The following is a 20,810-nucleotide window of genomic DNA, read 5'->3' as shown; positions in this document are numbered from 1 at the left end:
TTTCGATCGAAACCATGTTGGCCGGAGCCTTAACCCGAGATGGCGAAAGCGCGCAAGGCGGCTGTTATCCCGCAAAGCCCGGCTGAACCACCCCCGGCACATCGACGCGGAAGGTGAACAGGCCGCCGGCATGGGGTTGGTCCTTGCGCTCCTCGTCGGTCAAATTCTTGCCCGCGCTGGTGACGAAAGCGGTCTTCATGTCGGCGCCGCCGATCGCGATCATCGACGGACGCTGAACGGGAAGCGCGACGGTCTGTAACAATTCGCCCGCGGGCGACAAGCGCACGACGCGCCAGCCGTCCCACAGCGCCGACCAATAGCAGCCCTCGGCATCGACCGTCCCGCCGTCGGGACGGCCGGTGCCGCGATCGAACTGATGGAACAGCCGATCCTGGCCCAGCGCGCCGCTTGCGGGGTCGACGTCATAGGCGCGCAGCGCATGCGTCGGTGTGTCGGCGTGATAAAAGGTCCGCCCGTCGGGGCTGAACGCCGCGCCGTTGCTCGTCAGCAGGCCACCGATCATCGGGGTCAGCGATCCATCGGGGTCGAGGCGAAACAGCATCGCGCCAGGGTTCGCCTTGTCGGTCGTCACGCTGCCGACCCAGAAACGGCCGGCGGCATCGACGCAGCCGTCGTTGAATCGTTGCTCGGGGATGCCCGCCAGCAAAGCGGCGCCGAACGCGCGCGGCGCCTCGCCCCAAGCGTCGATCAGCGCACAACCATCCTTCAGCCCCACGACCAGGCCGCCGCTGGCGCGCGGCGCAACGCAACCGACGGGCCCCGCCAGCTGCATCGTCTCGGTCGCGCCGGTTTCGGGGTCGGTCCGGTGAATGCGATGCGCGTCGATATCGACCCAATAAAGGCGCGCCTCGGCGGCGTGCCAGCGCGGCGATTCGCCGAGCAGTGCGCCGGCGTCGAGAAGAAGGTCTGCCATGGCGCGATGCTAGCGCGCCCCGCCGGCGCTGCCCAGCCGCTGCAAACCTATTCGCTCTGGTTGTTTCGTCACCCCGGACTTGATCCGGGGTCCACGGGGTTCGCGCACTGCCAGCCGGCAGCGCCGCAATGGATCCCGGATCAAGTTCGGGGTGACGAGGAATGATGGAGCAACGAGCCAAGAGTTCTGGCCGTAGCGTCTTTCCACTTGACGTGCACGTAAACGTAAGGTCTGTTGGCGTTCGAAAATGCGGCCGACTCCCCGCTCGCGTTCGGCTGCCCCAAGGGAGAAGAAGACCATGTCGCTCGATAACCTCTCGCGCACCGCTTACACCGACGATCATGAGGCGTTCCGCGCGACGGTGCGCCAGTTCCTGGAAAAGGAAGTCGCTCCGAATGCGGCGCAATGGGCCGACGACGGCATCGTTCCCAAATCGATCTGGCCGAAAGCGGGCGAGCTCGGCATGCTGTGTCCGACGGTGCCCGAGGAATATGGCGGGCTCGGCCTCGATTTCGGCTATAACGCGATCGTCGATGAGGAAAGCGCCTATCACGGCCGCGTGACCACCGGCTTCTCGCTCCAGTCGGACATCGTCACCAGCTATATCGTCAAATATGGCAGCGAAGAGCAGAAGAAGCACTGGCTGCCCAAGATGGTTGCGGGCGAAGTGATCACGGCGATCGCGATGACCGAGCCGGGCACCGGCTCCGACCTTCAGGGGATGCGCACGACCGCGAAAAAGGATGGCAACCACTATGTCATCAACGGGTCGAAAACCTATATCACCAACGGCCAGAACGCCGACCTGATCCTGGTTTGCGTCAAGACCGATACCGATATCCAGCCGGCGTGGAAGGGCGTGTCGATCGTCCTGGTCGAGGCCGATCGCGAAGGGTATCAGCGCGGCCGCAATCTCGACAAGATCGGGCAGGACGAGGCCGATACGTCGGAGATGTTCTTCAACGACGTGCGCGTGCCGATCACCAACTGCCTTGGCGAAGAGGGCAAGGGCTTCATCTATCTGATGAGCGAGTTGCCGCAGGAGCGGCTGTCGATCGCGGTATCGGCGCAGGCGTCGGCGCAGCGTGCCTTCGACGACACGGTCGAGTTTACCCGCGACCGCAAGGCATTCGGCAAGCCGATCCTCGATTTCCAGAACACGCGCTTCGTGCTTGCCGATTTGAAGACCAAGCTGCAGGTCGGGTGGGCGCACCTCGACTGGGCGCTGGCGCGTCACTTTAAGAAGGAACTGACCCCCGAAGAGGGCGCCGCGGCGAAGCTGTGGCACACCGAGCTTCAGTGGGAGATCATGGACAAATGCCTCCAGCTCCACGGCGGCGCAGGCTATATGAACGAATATCCGATCGCCCGCGCCTGGCGCGCGGCGCGCGTGACGCGCATCTTTGGCGGCACGAACGAAATCATGAAGGAACTGATCGGGCGGAAGCTCTGACGAATTTTCTCTCCCTTCAAGGGAGAGAAAGACTTGGCTTGGCGGCTTGCCGCCTAGCAAGTCTTGTGAGGGAGGCTTACCTTCGCTGCATCATGCGACGTTGCACCCCCTCACCCAGCTTCGACTAGGCGGACGAGCCGCCGAGTCTCCGCAACCCTCTCCCTCAAAGGGAGAGGGGAATTGGATTTGAAAGGACTATCCCCATGGCTACTGCTTATATCGTCGACGCCGTCCGCACCGCTGGCGGCAAGCGCGGCGGCCGGCTTGCCGGCGTTCACCCCGTCGATCTGGGCGCTGCGGTGTTCGATGCGATCGCCGACCGCAACGATTTCGATACGAAGGCTATCGACGACGTCATCACCGGCTGTGTGTCGCAGGGCGGGCAGCAGACGATGGACGTCGGCCGCAACGCGGTGCTCGCCTCGAAACTGCCCGACTCGATTCCCGCAGTGACCATCGATCGCCAGTGTGGATCGTCGCAGCAGGCGATTCAGTTCGCGGCGCAGGCGGTGATGTCGGGGACGCAAGACATCGTCCTCGCGAGCGGCATCGAAAGCATGACGCGCGTCCCCATGGGCAGCGTCGCGACGCTCTTCATGAAGGAAGGGCTCGGGCATTATAAGTCGGAGCGGCTCGAGGAAAAATATCCCGGCATCATGTTCAGCCAGTTCATGGGCGCCGAAATGATCGTCAAGAAGCACGGCCTGACCAAGGCCGACCTCGACGCCTATGCGCTCGAAAGCCATCGCCGCGGCAAGGCCGCGACCGAGGCGGGCCATTTCAAGCGCGAGATCGTGGGCGTCGAGATCGACACGCCCGAAGGTCGCCAGATGCACCTGGTCGACGAAGGTATCCGCTTCGACGCGACGCTAGACGGCATTGCCGGGGTCAAGATCCTTCAGGAAGGCGGCTCGATCACCGCCGCGACCAGCTCGCAGATCTGCGACGGCGCCTCGGCCGCACTCGTGGTGTCCGAACAGGCGCTGAAAGACCATGGCCTGACCCCGCGCGCGCGCATCCACCATATCTCGGTGACTGCGGGCGACCCGATCATCATGCTCGAAGAACCTTTGTTCGCCACCGAACGCGCGCTCAAAAAGGCGGGCATGACGATCGGCGATATCGACGCCTATGAGGTCAACGAGGCTTTTGCGCCCGTGCCGCTCGCCTGGCTCAAATATCTCGGCGCCGATCATGCGAAGCTCAACCAGCATGGCGGCGCGATCGCGCTCGGCCATCCGCTGGGCGCCAGCGGCACCAAGCTGATGTCGACCCTGCTCGGCGTGCTCGACGCAACCGGCGGCAAATATGGGCTGCAGACGATGTGCGAAGGCGGCGGCCAGGCCAACGTCACGATCATCGAGCGGCTTTGAAAAGAATCGCCCCTCCCGCTTGCGGGAGGGGTCGGGGGAGGGCCTGTATGTGTATCCTCCCAACATGCCCCACCCAAACCCTCCCCTGACGGAGAGGGCTGAAACGGAGATAAATATGAAACTCGATTCCACCGTATCCGCCGTTGTCACCGGCGGCGCCTCGGGCCTTGGCGCCGCGACCGCGCGCGCGCTGGCGGCCAAGGGCGTAAAGGTCGCGATCTTCGACCTGCAGGAAGAAAAGGGCACAGCGCTTGCAGCCGAACTCGGCGGCGTTTTCTGCGAATGCAATGTCACAGACGACGCGTCGGTCGACGCCGCTTTCGCCAAGTCGCGCGACGCGATCGGGCAGGAGCGCATCCTCGTCAATTGCGCGGGCACCGGCAATGCGATCAAGACCGCGAGCCGTTCGAAGGAAGACGGCAGCATCAAGCATTTCCCGCTCGATGCCTTCAACTGGATCATCCAGATCAACCTCGTCGGCACGTTCCGCTGCATCGCAAAGTCGGCGGCAGGCATGATGACGCTCGATCCGATGGAAGACGGCGAGCGCGGTGCGATCGTCAACACCGCATCGGTCGCCGCCGAGGATGGCCAGATCGGCCAGGCGGCCTATTCAGCATCGAAGGGCGGCGTCGTCGGCATGACGATCCCGATCGCGCGCGACCTGGCGAGCGAGAGCATTCGCGTCAACACGATCCTGCCGGGCATCTTCGACACCCCGCTGCTCGCCGGCGCGCCGCAGAATGTCCGCGACGCGCTGGGTGCCTCGGTGCTCAACCCGAAGCGCCTCGGCAACCCCGCCGAATATGCCGGCCTTGCGCTCACGATGATCGAGAATGGCTATTTCAACGGCGAGGACGTTCGCCTCGACGGCGGTATCCGCATGGGCCCGCGCTGATATGCCGAAACCGGAAAGCTGGCGGCTCGACGCCGCCAGCTACCCCGCGCACATCGAGTTGCAGACGCGGTTTCAGGACATGGATATCAACGGCCACCTCAACAATGTGGCCTTTGCCGCCCTGTTCGAAAGCGGCCGCGTCTTGCTCAACCGCGAGGTACGGCCGCTGACCGAACGGCCGGCGAACGAACGCACGATGGTCGCGATGGTCGAGATCAACTATCTGGGCGAAGGCAATTTCCCCGACCCGGTGACGATCACCAGCGGCATTGGCCGCATCGGCACCTCAAGCTGGACAATCGTCCAGGCGATGTTCCAGAACGGCCGCGCAATCGCGAGCTGCGACACTGTCGTCGTGTGCCGCACCGACGGTCAGGCCAAGCCGCTCCGCGCTGAAATGGTCGCCGAGCTGGAAACGAAGCTGACGAAGCCGGCTTAAAAATGCAGTTTTCCCCCGCGAAGGCGGGGGGCCATCATCTGCCGGTGCAAGTTCGAGCCGACCGGAGATGGGTCCTGGCCTTCGCGGGGACACGCAGCTCTGTTACGTCGACGTTATAATTTCGTATCGGCGTCCGGCACCGACCGGATCAGGTCGCGCGCGAAGCCGATCAGCCCGATCTGGCGGCGGCGCTTCAGCCGCTCGGCGCGCAGGATCGCCATCACTTCGCCATAACAATCCTCGACCGCGTCGTTGATCAGCACATAGTCATAGCCGTCCCAGTGGCTGATCTCGTTCGCTGCGCGCGCCATGCGGGCGGCGATGACCTCGTCGCTGTCGGTCTTGCGCGCGCGCAGGCGCCGTTCGAGCTCGTCCATCGTCGGGGGCAGCACGAAGACGCGCACCACGTCGGGTCCGGCTTCCTGATACAGCTGCTGCGCGCCCTGCCAGTCGATATCGAACAGCACATCCTTGCCTGCATCGAGCAGTTCGTCGACGCGCGCGCGCGGTGTCCCGTACCGATGTCCGAAGACATGGGCCCATTCAAGGAATTCGCCGTTGGCCGCCATCTGCTTGAAGGTGTCGGTATCGACGAAATGATAATCGACGCCATCCTTCTCGCCCGGACGCGGCGGGCGGGTGGTTGCGGAGATCGATAGCGCAATCTCGCCATCGGCCTCGAGCATCATCCGCGAGATCGTTGTTTTGCCCGCACCGGAAGGCGAAGACAGGACGAACAATACGCCGCGGCGGTTCAGATGGACGCTTTCGGTCATGCGCGCTATTCGCCCGATGAGGGGCAGCGGTCAAGGGGCAGGACGGATGGCGGGGATTTCAAGAAAGGGTTGGCTGGTCGTGGCGGCGTTGTTGGCGTTGCTGGCCGCGATCCTGTTCGCAATGGGGCGGCCGCCGATCTGCCCGTGCGGGACGGTCAGCCTCTGGCATGGCGTCGTGCAGTCGAACCAGAACAGCCAGCAGATTTCGGACTGGTACAGCTTCAGCCATGTCATCCACGGCTTCATCTTCTTCGGCCTGTCGCGCTGGCTGCTGCCGCGCCAGCCGCTGTGGGTCGCGCTGGCGCTCGCGATCGGGATCGAGGGGGCGTGGGAGGTTCTGGAAAATTCGCCGATCATCATCGACCGCTATCGCGAAGTCACGATGGCGTTCGGCTATTCGGGCGACTCGATCCTCAATTCGGTCAGCGACACAGGCTTCATGATCCTGGGGTTTCTTGCCGCCAGCCGGATGCGCTGGTGGGTGACCGTCGCGATCGCGATCGTGTTCGAACTGTTCACCCTGTGGGCGATCCGCGACAATCTGACGCTTAACGTCCTGATGCTTGTGTCACCGATCGAGGCGGTGAAGGAGTGGCAAGCGGGCGCCTAGACCTCTCAAGCTCAGTGCAGCGCGCCGCTGCGTACGTTCGCTTCGACCGGGATTGACGGCGGCAACGCGTCGCCCATCGTTTGACCATCGGGCGTGTCCGCGCTTTGGGGCGCAGTTCCCGCATAGGTGTCGACGACACCGGCATCCGTGAGCGCCGGGTCGACCACATGCGCGTCTTCGGCCTTCAGCCGTGCTTCGGCGCGATCCGCCCATTTCTTGGTAAGATAGCCCGCCGCGGCCCAGGCGGCGATCGCCGCATAGCGCTGCGGGAACAGCCGCCGCGCAGCGAATAGCGCGCCTGCGCCGATGACGGCCCCGGCGACGGGATGATTGCCCTTCTCACGTCCGATTGCGCTTCCCAGAACGCCGCCAACGATCTTGCCTATCATGCCCGTATCTCCTTCTTCCCCATCAATCCGCAGAGAGGCTTTCGGGTTCCCATTCAGCTTTCGGGGCCCAGCATCGTACGCGGATCGACCACGCGGTCGAACATCGCGCCGTCGACATAGCCGAGATCGAGCGCCGCGTCGCGCAAGGTCGATCCGGTCTCGTGCGCGTGCTTCGCGATCTTCGCCGCCTTGTCGTATCCGATTTCGGGCGCGAGTGCGGTGACGAGCATCAGCGAGCGGTTCATCAGCTCGTCGATACGGGCGCGATTCGGCTCGATCCCGACGACGCAATGTTCGGTGAAACCCGCCATGCCGATGCTCAGAAGTTCGATCGAGCGCAGCACATTCGATCCGATCAGGGGCTTGAAGACATTGAGTTCCAGATGCCCCTGCAGACCGCCGACGGTGACGGCCTGATGGTTGCCGATCACTTGCGCAGCGACCATCGTCAGCATTTCGCACTGGGTCGGATTGACCTTGCCCGGCATGATCGAGCTGCCGGGTTCGTTCGCCGGCAGGTCGATTTCGCCGAACCCTGCGCGGGGTCCCGACCCGAGCAGGCGGATGTCGTTCGCGATCTTGGTCAGCGCGACGGCGAGGGTGTTCAGCGCGCCCGAAAAGAAGACGAGACCGTCGTTCGACGCGAGCGCCTCGAACTTGTTGCGCGCCGGTTCAAAGGCGATGCCGGTACTTTTCGCGAGCTCGTCGGCCATCGCCTCGTCGAACCCCGCCGGCGCATTGAGCCCCGTGCCGACCGCCGTGCCGCCCTGCGCGAGCTTGCAGATATTGTGTGTCAGCGCCCCCTCGATCCGCGCGCGGCACGCGATCAGCTGCGCGACATAGCCCGAAAACTCCTGCCCCAGCGTCAGCGGGGTCGCGTCCTGCAAATGGGTGCGCCCGATCTTGACGATATCGCCCCATGCCTCGACCTTCGCGGCGAGCGCGTCGGTCAGCGTGATCAGCGCGGGGATCAGCCGCACCGTCGTTTCGACCGCGACCGCGACGTGCAGCGCGGTCGGGAAGCTGTCGTTCGACGACTGGCCCATGTTGACATGGTCGTTGGGATGAACCGGCGATTTGCCGCCGCGCGTTCCCGCGAGATTTTCGTTGGCGATCCCCGCGATCACCTCGTTCGCGTTCATGTTCGACTGGGTGCCGCTGCCCGTCTGCCAGATCGCGAGCGGGAACTGGTCATCATACTGTCCGCCGACCACGGCATTGGCTGCTGTGGCGATGGCGTCGGCCAGCCCCGCATCGAGCCCATGGCTGCGATTGACGCGCGCCGCCGCGCCCTTGATCCGCGCGAGCGCGTGGACGATGGGCATCGGCATGCGCTCGTGCGGCGGGAACGCGAAATTGTGCCGACTGCGCTCGGTCTGCGCGCCCCAATAGGCGTCGGCGGAAACGTCGATCTCGCCGATGCTGTCGCTTTCGACGCGCATGTTCATGTCAGCAGCATCCTTGTCACCAGGACCGCGCCGGCCCAGATCATCGCGACCATGCCCAGCAACTGCCAATAGCCGGTCTCACCGACGCGGCGGCGGAGCCAGGCGGCGATCAGCCAGACCAGAACGAGCGCCGGAGTCAATATGATCAGGCTGAAGCGCAGCAGTCCGTCGGCAATCTGCGCCTGGGCATAGCCGCCTTTGAAATAGGCATAGCCTTCGACCGCCCACCAGAAGGCAGCGGTCAGGACGAGCATGCCCGCAAGGGCCCAATATTGCCAGAAGCGCGTCGGTGGCCACATCTTGGCCATCGCGCTATTTCTTCTTGCCGAAGTCCACGGTCACGACGTTCGAGCCGTCCTCGGTCGCGACGTCGGGGCGGTCGTTGTCGGCTTCGTCATGTCGCTCGGGCGCATCGGCGTCGTCATCGACCTGGAACTGCAGGCCGAAATCGACCGACGGATCGACGAAGGCGGTAATCGCCGCATAAGGGATCGTCAGCATCGATGGGGTCTGGTTGAACGACAGGCCGACGGCGAAATGATCGTCTTCGACCGTCAGGTCCCAAAAGCGGTTCTGCAGCACGATCGTCATCTCGTCGGGGAATTTCGCGGTCAGATGCGCCGGAATGTCGACCCCGGCCGCCTGCGTCTTGAACGTGATATAGAAATGATGCTCGCCGGGCAGGCTGTCATAGCCCTCGATCTGGCTCAGCACACGACCGACCACGGCGCGCAGGGCGTCCTGCACGATTTCGTCATAGGGAATCAGGCTGTCGCGTACATCGTCACTCATGGGGCAGGGGGATGAACGGGCGACGCGCGCGGGTCAAGGGGGGTCAGGGGCGATCGAGCGGCCCAGAGTCACCTTGCATGGCGAAAAGTCGCTGCTATGGCGTCGGCATGCGAACCGCCACCGTCCAGCGCACGACCAAGGAAACGGATATTGCGATCGCCGTCAATCTTGACGGAACGGGCGATTATTCGGTGTCCACCGGCATCGGTTTTCTCGACCATATGGTCGAGCAATTGTCGCGCCATTCGTTGATCGATATTGCGATGACGGTGAAGGGCGACCTCCACATCGACCAGCACCACACCGTCGAGGACAGCGCGCTCGCGCTCGGTGAAGCGGTGGCGCAGGCGCTCGGCGACAAGCGCGGTATCGCGCGCTACGGCGAAGCGCATGCGCCGATGGACGAGACGCTGACGCGGTGCGTGCTCGACATTTCGGGGCGCCCGCACTGCGTCTATAAATCGACCTTCTCGCAGCCGCGGCTCGGCGAGATGGACACCGAAATGTTCCCGCACTGGTTCCATAGCTTCGCGCAAACTGCCGGTATCACGCTGCACATCGAGACGCTGTACGGCGAGAACAACCATCACATCGCCGAGAGCATGTACAAGGCGCTCGCGCGTGCATTGCGCCAGGCGGTCGAGATCGATCCACGCAAGGGCGATGCGATTCCCAGCACGAAGGGCGTGTTGTGATTCTCCCCTCCCGCTTGCGGGAGGGGTCGGGGGAGGGCCTGTTTCAGGTCGTCGCCAGCAGTCGGACATGCCCTCGCCTAACCCCTCCCGAAAGCGGGACGGGGATACAGTGACCCTTGCCCTGATCGATTATGGCGCGGGCAATCTTCGCTCGGTGCATAATGCGCTCGTCGCGGCGGGCGCGGATGATGTCGCCGTCACCGCCGATCCGGACGTCGTTGCGAAGGCCGATCGGATCGTCCTGCCAGGTGTCGGGGCGTTCGCCGCCTGCATGAACGGGCTGTCCGCGATCGAGGGGCTGGTCGAAGCGATGGAGCGCCGCGTGCGCCGCGACGGCGCACCTTTCCTTGGCATCTGCGTCGGCATGCAATTGCTTGCGGATGCGGGCGAGGAGCATGGCCGCCACGCGGGGCTGGGCTGGATTGGCGGTACGGTGCGCCCGTTCGATCCCGCGCCGGGCCTGCGTATTCCGCACATGGGGTGGAACGATGTCGTCCCGGGTTTTGCGCATCCGGTGATCGCGGCGGGCGAGGCATATTTTCTCCACGGCTATCATTTCGGCGACGCCGTCGATGTCGCCGCGACGAGCAGCCATGGCGCGCCCTTTGTGGCTGCGGTGGCAAAGGACAATATGGTCGGCGTCCAGTATCACCCCGAAAAGAGCCAGGCCTATGGCCTCGCGACGCTCGAAAGGTTCCTGACGTGGCGCCCGTAGATTTTGGCCTGACCATTTTCCCCGCGATCGACCTCAAGGGCGGGCAGGTGGTGCGGCTGGCCGAAGGCGATATGGCGCGCGCGACCGTCTATGGTGACGATCCGGCAGCGCAGGCGCGGCTGTTCGCCGATGCGGGCGCGAGCCACTTGCACGTCGTCGATCTTGACGGCGCCTTTGCGGGTGCCACCGTCAACGGCGGCGCTGTCGAGAGCATCATCGCGGCCTTTCCGGGCAAGGTCCAGGTCGGCGGCGGCATCCGCGACCGCGCGGGCGTCGATCGCTGGCTGGCGCTCGGCGTCGACCGGGTGATCATCGGCACCGCAGCGCTCAAGCACCCCGAATTCGTCAAATCCGCCGCCCGCGAGCTGCCGGGCCGGATTGTCGTCGGGGTCGACGCCCGCGACGGCCTGGTCGCGACCGAGGGCTGGGCCGATGTGTCCGACGTCCGCGTCGAGGATCTGGCGCGCCGGTTCGAAGATGCCGGCGTATCGGCTTTGCTGTTCACCGATGTGGGCCGCGACGGCCTGCTCAAGGGCTGCAATGTCGAGGCGACGGTGGCGTTGGCGCGAGCCGTCGATATTCCGGTCATCGCCAGTGGCGGCGTCGCGGACATCGGCGACATCCACGCGCTGCGCCCGCATGTCGCCGACGGCATCGAAGGCGTGATCACCGGCCGCGCGCTCTATGACGGCAGGCTCGATCTGGCCGAAGCGATCGCGGCAGGGGCGGCATGACCGTCCGCGTCCGCGTCATCCCCTGCCTCGACGTCGCCGACGGCCGCGTCGTCAAGGGCGTGAACTTCGTCGATCTGCGCGATGCGGGCGACCCGGTCGAGGCTGCCCGCGCTTATGACGCGGCGGGCGCCGACGAACTGTGTTTCCTCGACATTTCGGCCAGCCACCAAGGGCGCGGCACGTTGCTCGACATGGTCAGCCGCACCGCCGAGGTCTGTTTCATGCCGTTGACCGTCGGCGGCGGGGTGCGCAGCGCCGACGATGCGCGCGCGCTTCTGCTCGCGGGGGCCGACAAGGTTGCGGTGAATAGCGCCGCAGTCGCCCGCCCCGAACTCGTCGCCGACATCGCCGACCGCTTCGGCAGCCAGTGCGCGGTCGGCAGCATCGACGCGCGGCGGATCGAGGACGGCCGATGGGAGATTTTCACGCATGGCGGGCGCAAGCCCACCGGCATCGACGCGCTCGACCATGCCGTCCGCCTCGCCCAATTGGGCGCGGGCGAATTGCTGGTGACCAGCATGGACCGCGACGGGACGAAGGACGGCTATGATCTCGCGCTGATCCGCGCGATCGCCGATGCCGTCAGCGTCCCTGTGATCGCGAGCGGCGGCGTCGGTAATCTCGACCACCTCGTCGCCGGCGTGCTCGAAGGACATGCCAGCGCGGTGCTCGCCGCTAGCATCTTCCACTTCGGCGAAGCGACGATCGCCGACGCGCACGCGCGCCTGGCCGCCGCTGGATTGCCCGTCCGCGCGCATTGAACAGCGGTTTTCGCGCTGCGGCGCTGGACGCGGCGGGACCGAGCCCGCATAGTCGCTCGCATGACCCTGTTCCGCGTTCACCTGACCGATCTCGTCCCGCCGCTCGCGATCTTCGTCGCGCTGTTGGGACTTGCGGTGACGATGCCGACCCTGTTGCTGGGGCTCGCGGTCGCCGGCGCAGTGATCGCGGCAGTGCATCACGCCGAAGTCATCGCGCACCGCGTCGGTGAGCCTTTCGGCTCGCTGATCCTCGCGCTTGCAGTGACGGTGATCGAGGTCGGCCTGATCCTGACGCTGATGCAGGCCGATCCCGTCAAGGCGGCGGGGCTTCCACGCGACACGGTTTTCGCGGCGGTGATGATCATCCTCAATCTCTTGATGGGGCTGTGCCTGATGACCGGCGGGATCAAGCATCGCGAGCAAAGATTCCAGCGTACCGGTATCGGTGCCGCTCTCGCGACGCTGACCGCGCTGACGGTGCTGACACTGGTGCTGCCCAATTTCACCTCGAGCGTGGCGGGGCCGCATTATTCGCCGGTGCAGCTCGGTTCCGTCGCTGCGATCTCGCTGTGGCTTTATGCGACCTTTGCGCTGGTGCAGACGGTGCGGCACCGCGATTATTTCCTGCCCGCCGATGAAGATCAAAAAGACGATCCCGAAGCGCACGCGGCGCCGCCCACGATGCAGCGCACATTGCTGTCGCTGGTCATGCTGCTGTTCAGCCTCGTCGCGGTCGTCGTGGGCGCAAAGCTCTTGTCACCGACGATCGGTGCGGGGCTGGTCGCGATCGGCGCTCCGGCTGCCGTATTGGGCGTTGTGATCGCAGCGCTCGTTCTGGCGCCCGAAAGCGTTGCCGCGATCCGCGCGGCGCGCGCCGACCGGCTTCAGACCAGCCTCAACCTCGCACTCGGGTCAGCGCTCGCGACGATCGGGCTGACGATCCCAGCCGTCGCCTTGCTGTCGATCGTCACGGGCATTCCGGTGGCGCTCGGTCTCGACGGCAAATCGACGGTGTTGCTGTTCCTGTCGCTGATCGTCGCGTCACAGACGCTGGCCAATGGGCGGACGACGGTGCTGCAGGGCGCGATCCATCTGACGATCTTCGCCGTCTATCTCGTGCTCACCTTCATTCCCTGAGGTGTCAGGTCTTCCGGACGAACACCGTTCCCGCCGAATAGCCCGCGCCGAACGAACAGATCAGACCGGTGTCGCCTGCCGCCATATCCTCGTGATGGAGGTGGAAGGCGATGATCGAACCCGCGCTCGATGTGTTGCCATAGGTGTCGAGCACCGTCGGGCTTTCGTCCTCGCTCGCTTCGTGCCCCAGCACGCGGTGCGCGATCAGCCGGTTCATGTTGGTGTTCGCCTGGTGGAGCCACAGCCGGCGCATGTCGCTGCCTTTCAGCCCCAATACTTCCATCTGCTCGACGATCATGTTCGCGACCATCGGCACGACTTCCTTGAACACCTTGCGCCCTTCCTGGACGAACAGCTTGTCGCTCTTCGGTCCCGACTGGTCGATCCCGCCATGGCCGCGGTTGAGGAAGCCGAAATTGTTGCGGATGTTGTTCGAAAAGACCGTCTTCAGCTTGGTACCGAGGATGTCCCAATGCCCGGCCGGCGCGATACTCCTGTCCTCGACCAGGATTGCGGTTGCGACGTCGCCGAAGATGAAATGGCTGTCGCGGTCGCGCCAGTTGAGGTGCCCCGAACAGATTTCCGGGTTCACGACGAGCACGCTCCTGGCATGCCCGGCGCGGATATAGTCGGCGGCGGTCTGGATGCCGAACGTCGCCGAAGAACAGGCGACATTCATGTCGAAACCAAATCCGTCGATGCCGAGCGCGTCCTGGATCTCGACCGCCATTGCGGGGTAGGCGCGCTGCATGTTCGACGCCGCGCACAGCACCGCATCGACGTCGCCGGCATCGCGTCCGGCCCGCGCGAGTGCCTCCTTTGCGGCGAGGACACCGATTTCGGCGAGGATCGACAGCTCGTCGTTGCCGCGTTCGGCGATCCGCGGCGCCATATGTTCGGGGTCGAGGATACCGGCCTTGTCGACGACGAAACGCGATCCGATGCCGCTGGCTTTCTCGATGAATTCGACACTCGATTCAGCGAGTTCATCGATCTCGCCCGATGCGATCGCCGCTGCATTTTCCCTATTATGCAGCGCAACATACTGGTTAAAACTCGCGACAAGTTCTTCGTTGGAGATGCGTTCGGCGGGGGTGAAAAGGCCGGTCGAGGAAATGACCGGCTGCGGTGTTTGCGACATGATGGCTCTCGCGTGTCTTTTGTTTTTCGAAGGCTCGCTGATTAGGCCCGGTCGCCGCAGCACGCAACGCCCCTCACACAGGCTGAACATAACCCGACGCGATGGTTAACCGGCCACTAACCATTTTGGTGGCAGACTGTCTGATGCAGGCCTCCGGGGGGATGGCTCCCTGGGCGCCGTGCGGGAGCACGACCATGGCGACGCGTTCGGGACCGGCAGCAGGCGATCTGTCGATATCGGAGATCAAGGAATTTGCGGCTTTTCCCGCATCGACGCAGCGGTACATCCGCCGCTCGCTCGACATCGGGCTCGAACGCGACGACGCGATTTCGCGCTGGTCGCGCGATATGGTCGAGGAAACCGCGATCCGCGTGCAGGCCAAAGTGTATCAACGCATTCCCGAAATTCGCGCGCATATTCCCGACGACAGCGGGCTCGACTCGCTCGAAGGTTTCATGGCGCCGCTCGTTGCGGTGTCGGCCTTCGATCTGGGTCAGGACCGGCTGCACGCCTTTGCGCCCTATCGCTTCCTTTACGAACGACTGCTCGGCGCGCATGCGCGGCCGTGGCTGCCGGGCGCTTTTTGCGCTGCGGCGTCGCTGCCGCACCTGCATCCCGACAAGCGCAAGCTGCTGCTCCAGTCGATCAGCGAAGCCGCCGCCACCGCGCCCGGCTGGTCGGCGCGCGAGCCGAGCTTTTATCCCGAATGGGTCGACAAGATCGACGAAACCAAGCCCGCGAATTGAGCGCGGCAGGCTGGGGGTAGAAAGCGTCCATTCCCCGCTTTCGTCATCCCGGACCTGATCCAGGACCCATCTGCGCAATGGCTGTTCGATGGACCCCGGATCAAGTCCGCGGTGACGATGACAGACAGGTCAGCCGCCGATCGAAAGTCGCCGTCAGGTAGATATCACAGCAACGCCCGGTACAGGCCAAAGGCGCTCGTCGCGGTCAACACCACGCCGACCAGCGTCAGCATCAGCTTGACCGAAAAACGCTTCGCCATGAAGGCGCCGAGCGGCGCGGCCAGGACGCCGCCGATCAGCAGGCCGAGCGTCGCACCGGCCACATCGGCAAAACCCAGATTCCAGATGAAGGTCGCCGAGACGGCGAGCGTGAGGAAGAATTCGACGCTGTTGACGGTGCCGACGACCTTGCGCGGTTCGGCGCCCTGCACCAGCAGGTTCGACGTCACGACCGGACCCCAGCCGCCGCCGCCCGCCGCATCGAGGAAGCCGCCGACCAGGCCGAGCGGCGCGATGACCGTCGGCTTCTGGACCTTGGGCGGATAGAGCAGGCCGCGCACGAGCAGCCAGATACCGATCAGCGCGAGATACGCGAGCACGAACGGTTTGACGATGTCGGCGTGGAACGACGTCAGCACATAGGCGCCCAGCACGCCGCCGGTCACACCCGGAATCAGCAGCCGCCAGAACAGCGACCATTCGATATTGCGGTGGAGCAGGTGGCTGATCCCCGAGACGCCGGTCGTGAACACTTCGACAACGTGGATGCGCGCCGAAGCGACCGCAGGCGGGACGCCGAGCACGGCGACGAGCAAGGTGTTGCAGATGACGCCGAACGCCATGCCGAGCGCGCCGTCGACGAGCTGCGCTGCGAAACCGATCAGGATGAAGGGCCATAGCGCCGTGAAGTCTATGGACGCGATTTCATGCATGTCTTCATCCCAAGTTTTTTAATTGAGAACGGGCTGGCGCCTTTTTCGGGGAATCGCCAGCCCAATTTTTCTGCTGGCGATGAAGGGATTTGTTTCTGCGCCCGATGGCGGCGTTATCCCGTGACGTTGTCGGGCAGGAATTCGCGTACATAGTCGATGAAGGCGCGCAGCTTTGGCATCACCTGCTTGCGGCTTGGGTAATAGAGGAAAAGGCCCGACGTCGAGCTGGCATAGTCGGTGAGCGTCAGTTCGACCTCACCCGCCTCGACCATCGCTTTCGCGACCGGTTCGGCGGTCATGATCATCGCGATGCCGCTGCGCATCGCCACGGTCGCGGCGATCCAGTCGTTGACGATCACCGGTCCACTCACGGCGACATCGAACTCGCGATTTCCCTTTTCGAAGGTCCAGGGCATCAGCCCGCCCGACGCCAGGCGGAACCGCACACAGCGGTGATGGCGCAAATCCTCGGGCGCCTCGGGTCGGCCGTATTTTTCGAAATAGGCGGGGGTTCCAGCGACAACGAAGCGGAAAGGACCGGTCAGGCGGACAGCGATCACATCGGCATCGAGCGATTCGCCCATCCGCACGCCAGCGTCGAAGCCGCCCGCGCTGAGGTCGGAGAGCGCGTCGTCGGCGTAGATTTCCAACTCGATCTCCGGATAGGTTTCGCAAAAGCCCGCGATGATCGGCTCGAACAGTGGCTGGACCGCCCCGCGCATCAGGTTGATGCGCAGCCGTCCGGCCGGCCGGTTGCCCAGGTTGCGTGCGGCCTCATAGGCGTCGGCAATCCCCGAATAGGCGGGCGCGGCGCGCTCGAGGAACATCTCGCCCGCCTGCGTCAGGCCGACGCTACGCGTCGTGCGCATGAACAGCGGCGCGCCGATACGCGCTTCCAGCCCCTTGATCGTCTGACTGATCGCTGACGGCGAAACGCCGAGGTCGCTGGCAGCGGCGGAAAAGCTACGCCTTTCCGCGACACGCAGGAAAGCTTCGATCCCGTCGAGCGCCCCATGGGGGATTGTTAAATCCTGCTTCAAAGCACTTGCAGATTATAGAGGATTATCTATGTGCGCAACAGCAACTAAAAAGGTTGCACAACGAAACGAAAGGAACCTCTCCCATGGCCTATCAGATCTCCTCATTCCGCCGCTTCCCCGCTGCTTTCGCGATCGTCGCGGGCTCGGCTCTCGCTTTCGGCGGCCTCGTCGCCACCACTTCGCCGGCTTATGCGCAGGACAGCAGCGACTATCGCTGCTCGACGCTCGCCGAGCAGGCCTATGTCGCCGCGAACGGCACCGACGCCAGCAAGCAGGCGAATGCGAAGCGCTTCGTCTCGACCGGCAAGAAGCTTTGCGAAGCCGGCAACGAACGCGCTGCTGCCAAGCAGTTCCGCGCCGCGCTGAAGCTCGCCGGCGTCGAAGAAGCAACCGACAGCAAGATGGCTGCTCGCTAAGACAAGCCTGAACACCAATCTCCGGTCCGCCCTCTCCCTCTCCAGGCGGACCCCACTAACTGGGGCGGTACTCATAACGAGGCCGCCCCATTTGTTTTGTGGGCGCTTCTGAGCGTTACGGAGGAGGCGGCGCTGTCTCGGATGGTCGATCGCCGACCGGCAGCCGCAAATCGACGCGCGTGCCGCCGATTTCGGTGCTGATCACCGCATTGCCGTCCTTCACCTCGATGCTCGTCTTGTCGGCGACCGGGATCGCCGGAATGTCGGGAACGTCGAGTTGCTGGACGGGGCCGCCGGGGTCGGTTTCGCGCCCGGGCGGCGCCTTCGCGGGCGCCCGCTTGCCGTTCGCCTGGACCATGAAATCGCGCCAGATCCGCGCCGGCAAGCCGCCCCCGACGACACCGTGCAGCGGCGAATTGTCGTCGTTGCCGACCCAGATGCCGACGACCAGGCCATTGGCATAGCCGACGAACAGCGCGTCGCGGCTGTCCTGGCTGGTGCCGGTCTTGCCGAAATTGGCTTGCGGCAGCCGCGCTGCCCGTCCGGTGCCGCGATTGACCGCGGCGCGAAGCAACTCTTCGATGTCGTCATGGACGCGCGATCCGAAATGCTCGGGCCCGAAAAACAGATTTTCGAACCAGCCGTTTTCCTCTTCCTTGAAGGCGTGCGGAACGACCGGATAGGCGTTCGCTGCCACCGCCGCATAGGCGGCGGTGAGTTCGAGCAAGGTCATGCTCGACGTTCCCAGCGCAAGGCTGGGATCGCCGCGCGCGAGCGGGGACGTGACGCCCAGGTCGCGCGCCATGCGGATCACCTTGTCGTCGCCAACCTCGCGCAGCAGCCGCACCGCGGCGACATTGCTCGACGAAGCGAAGCCATCCTCCAGCGTGATGGTGTCCGAATAGGCGCCTCCGGCATTTTTCGGCTGGTATGAGCCGACCGTGATCGGCTGGTTGTCGATCAAATCGTCAGGTTCCTTGCCGTCCTTCAGCGCGGCGAGATAGACGAACAGCTTGAACGTCGATCCTGGCTGGCGCCGCGCCTGCGTGACACGATTGAAGGGCGAGGCGGCATAGTCGCGCCCGCCGACCATAGCGACGACCTCGCCGTTCGGGCGCATGGCAACCAGCGCGACCTGCGCCTTGCCAACCCCCGAGTTGGCGGTGACGCGGCGTGCGATACCCTGCAGCCGCGCGTCGAGCGTCGTGCGGATCGTCTGGCGTGAATAGCCGACGTCGCTGAGTTTGCGGGCCTCGGGTAGCGCCCAGTCGGCGAAATAGGTCCCGGTCGGCAAGTCGTTGCGCGACCGCACGTCGACGCGCGGCGTGCGCAACGCTTTCGCCTCGGCTTGGGTCATATAGCCGGTGTCGACCATCGCCTGCACCACCAGCTTCATGCGTTTGGCAGCCAGGTCGGGGTTCTTCGTCGGCGCCAGCCTCGACGGTGCCTGCACCAGCCCCGCGAGCATCGCGGCCTGCGCGGGCGTCAGCTTCTCGGGCTGGCGCGAGAAATAATGGAGTGACGCGGCGCGCAGTCCATAGGTGTTGTCGCCGAAATAGGCGTTCGACAGATAGCGATCGAGGATGTCGTCCTTCGACAGCCAGGCCTCGATCCAGAAAGCGATCAGTGCTTCGCGCGCCTTGCGTCCCAGCGTCTTCTTGGGCGTCAGGAACGTGAATTTCGCCAGCTGCTGGGTGATCGTGCTGCCGCCCTGCGACCGCCCGCCCGATACATTCGCCCATATGGCGCGCGCGATGCTGCGCGGATCGACGCCCCAATGGCTGTAGAAGCGCCGGTCCTCGATCGCGATGAACGCGCCGGTGACATGCCTGGGCAGCTTGCCCACATCGACCGGCTTGTCGACGATCGCCCCCATGCGGGCGATCGGCGTGCCGTCGGACGCCAGCAAGGTGATTTCGGGCGGCGCGATCGGTTCGAGCGACTTTGACAGCGGCGCGGTCAGCGCGAGCCAGCCGACGAGCAGGATGAAGATGATCGAGAAGATCGCGAAGCCGCGCGAGATGCGGCGCGCCCACTTGCGCCGCCGCGTCTCGGGCCGCGGCGGCGGCGCGGCGGCGGCGATGCCCGCATCGGGAAAGGACGCGCCGGCCGTTTCGGCGGGGGGTGGCGAGGCTGCGGCGGGTTTTTTGCGGAATGGGAACATGGTCGGCATCCCGTATTATACTAGCAACACAGTATAAGCAAATCGCTTGCAACCTATCGAGCGTTCAGCGGCGGCGATAGCGGAAATACCAGATTTCATGCCCCTATTCAATTAAAATATTGTAAAATATAGATTTTATGGGGAATAATCCCAGTGGTAATCCAACCAGCAATCACCCAGCAATCACCGGATTCTAGGGCGTAAAAACCTCGTGCCCACGGCACAAAGGCTCGCGTCGATGGTGACACGCCTCGAAGAGGAGACCCGGATCGGCAAGGGCGGGACCCTGGCGGCGCAGCTGTCGCGGCTCGACCTGATCGTGCTCGACGAGCTCGGTTATCTGCCGTTCGCCCGCTCCGGAGGGCAGTTGCTGTTCCACCTCATCAGCAAGCTTTATGAGCGCACCAGCGTCATCATCACCACCAACCTCGCCTTCGGCGAGTGGCCCACCGTCTTCGGTGATCCCAAGATGACTACGGCGCTGCTCGACCGCGTCACCCACCACTGCGATATCATCGAGACGGGCAACGACAGCTGGCGCTTCAAAAACCGCAGCTGACCGCCACCTTCGGCGCCTTCAAAAATCTATCTTGCGCTGCGCGCGCCTCCGGTCGGGCTACGCCCGCCCTCCGCCGCACGCAGCGCAAGGCGACCCTCAACTAACCAGCATCATATCCGAAAAAGGGGTCCCTCTTCGACGCCGATCGGGGGTCCCTTTTGAACGCCGTTTGACATCGCTGGCTTTCCTCCCCGGTCCTGACGAGATCGCGCGGTCGAGCAGCGCCGTAGCCATCTTGGGATCACCGAAGATGATGGGCCAGTCTGCTAACGCGGGGTTTGTAGTGATGTGCACACTGAAGCGCTCATAGGCCTTGCTGATCAGAGGGAGCAGCGCCCTCCCTTCGTCTGAAGGGCGGATATCCAAGCTTATCGAGCAGCATCAGGTCGAGCCGTAACAACTGCTTTGCCAAGGTCCCGATCTTGCCGGCCCAGGTCCCTCTTAGCGGCGTGTCGCCATTTCTGATGTGGCGGATGCTGCGTTTCCGGCGCGGACAAGTCTGCCGGCAAATCAGGATCGAGCGCTTTGCGGGGTTGCGATCAAACTTCATTTTCCGATCAATCAGCCCAACTCAAGGGGCGAATTGAAAAGCAAACTGGGCGAAAACGTTATTATATTGACAATTATGACCACTTGGGGGATTTATGCCTGAATGCTG

The 20,810-nt window shown here is 64.3% G+C and carries 24 protein-coding genes and 1 pseudogene; 13 read left to right on the top strand and 12 right to left on the bottom strand.

Features of this window, described 5'->3' with window-relative positions:
• Positions 1 to 64 precede the first annotated feature (64 nt).
• A complete protein-coding gene (locus tag ACO055_RS10470) occupies positions 65 to 934 on the bottom strand; it encodes an SMP-30/gluconolactonase/LRE family protein (RefSeq protein WP_422058816.1) in 870 nt (289 codons plus the stop codon).
• 298 nt (positions 935 to 1,232) lie between these two features.
• On the opposite strand from ACO055_RS10470, the gene ACO055_RS10465 reads away from it, so the two are divergent.
• The 4 genes from ACO055_RS10465 to ACO055_RS10450 all read left to right on the top strand — a co-directional run bounded on the left by ACO055_RS10465 (position 1,233) and on the right by ACO055_RS10450 (position 5,097).
• Positions 1,233 to 2,387 carry an acyl-CoA dehydrogenase family protein gene (locus ACO055_RS10465; protein WP_422058815.1) on the top strand — a complete coding sequence of 385 codons (1,155 nt, stop codon included), beginning with the start codon at positions 1,233 to 1,235 and terminating at the stop codon, positions 2,385 to 2,387.
• Positions 2,388 to 2,590: 203 nt separating this feature from the next.
• Positions 2,591 to 3,760: an acetyl-CoA C-acetyltransferase gene (locus tag ACO055_RS10460; protein ID WP_422058814.1), complete on the top strand. Its 1,170-nt coding sequence runs from the start codon at positions 2,591 to 2,593 to the stop codon at positions 3,758 to 3,760.
• 115 nt (positions 3,761 to 3,875) lie between these two features.
• Positions 3,876 to 4,658, top strand: coding sequence for an SDR family NAD(P)-dependent oxidoreductase (locus ACO055_RS10455; RefSeq protein WP_422058813.1), 783 nt, complete (start codon positions 3,876 to 3,878; stop codon positions 4,656 to 4,658).
• Position 4,659: 1 nt separating this feature from the next.
• Positions 4,660 to 5,097 carry an acyl-CoA thioesterase gene (locus ACO055_RS10450; RefSeq protein WP_422058812.1) on the top strand — a complete coding sequence of 146 codons (438 nt, stop codon included), beginning with the start codon at positions 4,660 to 4,662 and terminating at the stop codon, positions 5,095 to 5,097.
• A 113-nt stretch (positions 5,098 to 5,210) separates the two neighbouring features.
• Here ACO055_RS10450 and gmk read toward each other — a convergent pair whose 3' ends face one another.
• The gene (gmk, locus tag ACO055_RS10445; RefSeq protein WP_422058811.1) at positions 5,211 to 5,873 is read right to left on the bottom strand and encodes a guanylate kinase; all 663 of its coding nucleotides are present in this window, start codon (positions 5,871 to 5,873) and stop codon (positions 5,211 to 5,213) included.
• A 46-nt stretch (positions 5,874 to 5,919) separates the two neighbouring features.
• Between gmk and ACO055_RS10440 the strand changes: the two genes are divergently transcribed.
• Complete coding sequence (locus tag ACO055_RS10440) at positions 5,920 to 6,483, top strand: DUF2585 domain-containing protein (protein WP_422058810.1); 564 nt, start codon at positions 5,920 to 5,922, stop codon at positions 6,481 to 6,483.
• An 11-nt stretch (positions 6,484 to 6,494) separates the two neighbouring features.
• On the opposite strand, the gene ACO055_RS10435 is transcribed toward ACO055_RS10440, so the two are convergent.
• The 4 genes from ACO055_RS10435 to ACO055_RS10420 are packed head-to-tail and all read right to left on the bottom strand — an operon-like array spanning position 6,495 to position 9,112.
• Entirely contained in the window at positions 6,495 to 6,872 is a 378-nt protein-coding gene (locus ACO055_RS10435; protein ID WP_422058809.1) for a hypothetical protein, read from the bottom strand.
• A 53-nt stretch (positions 6,873 to 6,925) separates the two neighbouring features.
• Positions 6,926 to 8,320, bottom strand: coding sequence for a class II fumarate hydratase (fumC, locus tag ACO055_RS10430; protein ID WP_422058808.1), 1,395 nt, complete (start codon positions 8,318 to 8,320; stop codon positions 6,926 to 6,928).
• Entirely contained in the window at positions 8,317 to 8,628 is a 312-nt protein-coding gene (locus ACO055_RS10425; protein WP_422058807.1) for a hypothetical protein, read from the bottom strand. Before ACO055_RS10425 ends, fumC begins: the two co-directional genes overlap by 4 nt.
• Positions 8,629 to 8,632: 4 nt before the next feature.
• Positions 8,633 to 9,112 (bottom strand): SspB family protein, encoded by a 480-nt coding sequence (locus ACO055_RS10420; protein WP_422058806.1) that lies wholly within the window; start codon positions 9,110 to 9,112, stop codon positions 8,633 to 8,635.
• A gap of 107 nt (positions 9,113 to 9,219) precedes the next feature.
• On the opposite strand from ACO055_RS10420, the gene hisB reads away from it, so the two are divergent.
• The 5 genes from hisB (at position 9,220) to ACO055_RS10395 (ending at position 13,154) form a co-directional block, all read left to right on the top strand.
• A complete protein-coding gene (hisB, locus tag ACO055_RS10415; RefSeq protein WP_422058805.1) occupies positions 9,220 to 9,807 on the top strand; it encodes an imidazoleglycerol-phosphate dehydratase HisB in 588 nt (195 codons plus the stop codon).
• A gap of 109 nt (positions 9,808 to 9,916) precedes the next feature.
• On the top strand, positions 9,917 to 10,522 hold the full coding sequence (gene hisH, locus ACO055_RS10410) for an imidazole glycerol phosphate synthase subunit HisH (RefSeq protein WP_422058804.1): 606 nt from the start codon (positions 9,917 to 9,919) through the stop codon (positions 10,520 to 10,522).
• An 8-nt stretch (positions 10,523 to 10,530) separates the two neighbouring features.
• A complete protein-coding gene (hisA, locus tag ACO055_RS10405; RefSeq protein ID WP_422062452.1) occupies positions 10,531 to 11,256 on the top strand; it encodes a 1-(5-phosphoribosyl)-5-[(5-phosphoribosylamino)methylideneamino]imidazole-4-carboxamide isomerase in 726 nt (241 codons plus the stop codon).
• Entirely contained in the window at positions 11,253 to 12,017 is a 765-nt protein-coding gene (hisF, locus tag ACO055_RS10400; protein ID WP_422058803.1) for an imidazole glycerol phosphate synthase subunit HisF, read from the top strand. The genes hisA and hisF overlap by 4 nt, the downstream gene beginning before the upstream one ends.
• A gap of 60 nt (positions 12,018 to 12,077) precedes the next feature.
• Entirely contained in the window at positions 12,078 to 13,154 is a 1,077-nt protein-coding gene (locus tag ACO055_RS10395; protein WP_422058802.1) for a calcium:proton antiporter, read from the top strand.
• 4 nt (positions 13,155 to 13,158) lie between these two features.
• Here the strand turns inward: ACO055_RS10395 and ACO055_RS10390 are convergent, their stop codons facing one another.
• Entirely contained in the window at positions 13,159 to 14,295 is a 1,137-nt protein-coding gene (locus ACO055_RS10390; RefSeq protein WP_422058801.1) for a beta-ketoacyl-ACP synthase III, read from the bottom strand.
• A 194-nt stretch (positions 14,296 to 14,489) separates the two neighbouring features.
• Here ACO055_RS10390 and ACO055_RS10385 point away from each other — a divergent pair, with 194 nt between their 5' ends.
• Positions 14,490 to 15,041: a hypothetical protein gene (locus ACO055_RS10385; RefSeq protein WP_422058800.1), complete on the top strand. Its 552-nt coding sequence runs from the start codon at positions 14,490 to 14,492 to the stop codon at positions 15,039 to 15,041.
• Positions 15,042 to 15,205: 164 nt separating this feature from the next.
• Here the strand turns inward: ACO055_RS10385 and ACO055_RS10380 are convergent, their stop codons facing one another.
• Together ACO055_RS10380 and ACO055_RS10375 are read right to left on the bottom strand one after the other, a co-directional pair.
• Positions 15,206 to 15,973, bottom strand: a complete 768-nt coding sequence (locus tag ACO055_RS10380; protein WP_422058799.1) for a sulfite exporter TauE/SafE family protein — start codon at positions 15,971 to 15,973, stop codon at positions 15,206 to 15,208.
• 113 nt (positions 15,974 to 16,086) lie between these two features.
• Positions 16,087 to 17,013: a LysR family transcriptional regulator gene (locus ACO055_RS10375; protein ID WP_422058798.1), complete on the bottom strand. Its 927-nt coding sequence runs from the start codon at positions 17,011 to 17,013 to the stop codon at positions 16,087 to 16,089.
• Positions 17,014 to 17,096: 83 nt separating this feature from the next.
• On the opposite strand from ACO055_RS10375, the gene ACO055_RS10370 reads away from it, so the two are divergent.
• Positions 17,097 to 17,429, top strand: coding sequence for a hypothetical protein (locus tag ACO055_RS10370; RefSeq protein WP_422058797.1), 333 nt, complete (start codon positions 17,097 to 17,099; stop codon positions 17,427 to 17,429).
• A 115-nt stretch (positions 17,430 to 17,544) separates the two neighbouring features.
• On the opposite strand, the gene ACO055_RS10365 is transcribed toward ACO055_RS10370, so the two are convergent.
• Positions 17,545 to 19,593, bottom strand: coding sequence for a transglycosylase domain-containing protein (locus ACO055_RS10365; RefSeq protein ID WP_422058796.1), 2,049 nt, complete (start codon positions 19,591 to 19,593; stop codon positions 17,545 to 17,547).
• A gap of 241 nt (positions 19,594 to 19,834) precedes the next feature.
• Between ACO055_RS10365 and ACO055_RS10360 the strand changes: the two are divergent.
• Positions 19,835 to 20,152, top strand: a pseudogene (locus ACO055_RS10360) (ATP-binding protein); the annotation flags it as partial.
• Between the two features lie 96 nt (positions 20,153 to 20,248).
• Here ACO055_RS10360 and ACO055_RS10355 read toward each other — a convergent pair.
• Both ACO055_RS10355 and ACO055_RS10350 read right to left on the bottom strand, forming a co-directional pair.
• On the bottom strand, positions 20,249 to 20,446 hold the full coding sequence (locus tag ACO055_RS10355; protein ID WP_419722572.1) for an ATP-binding protein: 198 nt from the start codon (positions 20,444 to 20,446) through the stop codon (positions 20,249 to 20,251).
• 10 nt (positions 20,447 to 20,456) lie between these two features.
• Entirely contained in the window at positions 20,457 to 20,702 is a 246-nt protein-coding gene (locus ACO055_RS10350; protein WP_144036800.1) for a hypothetical protein, read from the bottom strand.
• Positions 20,703 to 20,810 lie beyond the last annotated feature (108 nt).

The sequence above is a fragment of the Sphingopyxis sp. genome (assembly GCF_965227415.1).
Lineage (GTDB): Bacteria > Pseudomonadota > Alphaproteobacteria > Sphingomonadales > Sphingomonadaceae > Sphingopyxis.
This window is presented reverse-complemented; position numbering and strand designations above follow the sequence as displayed.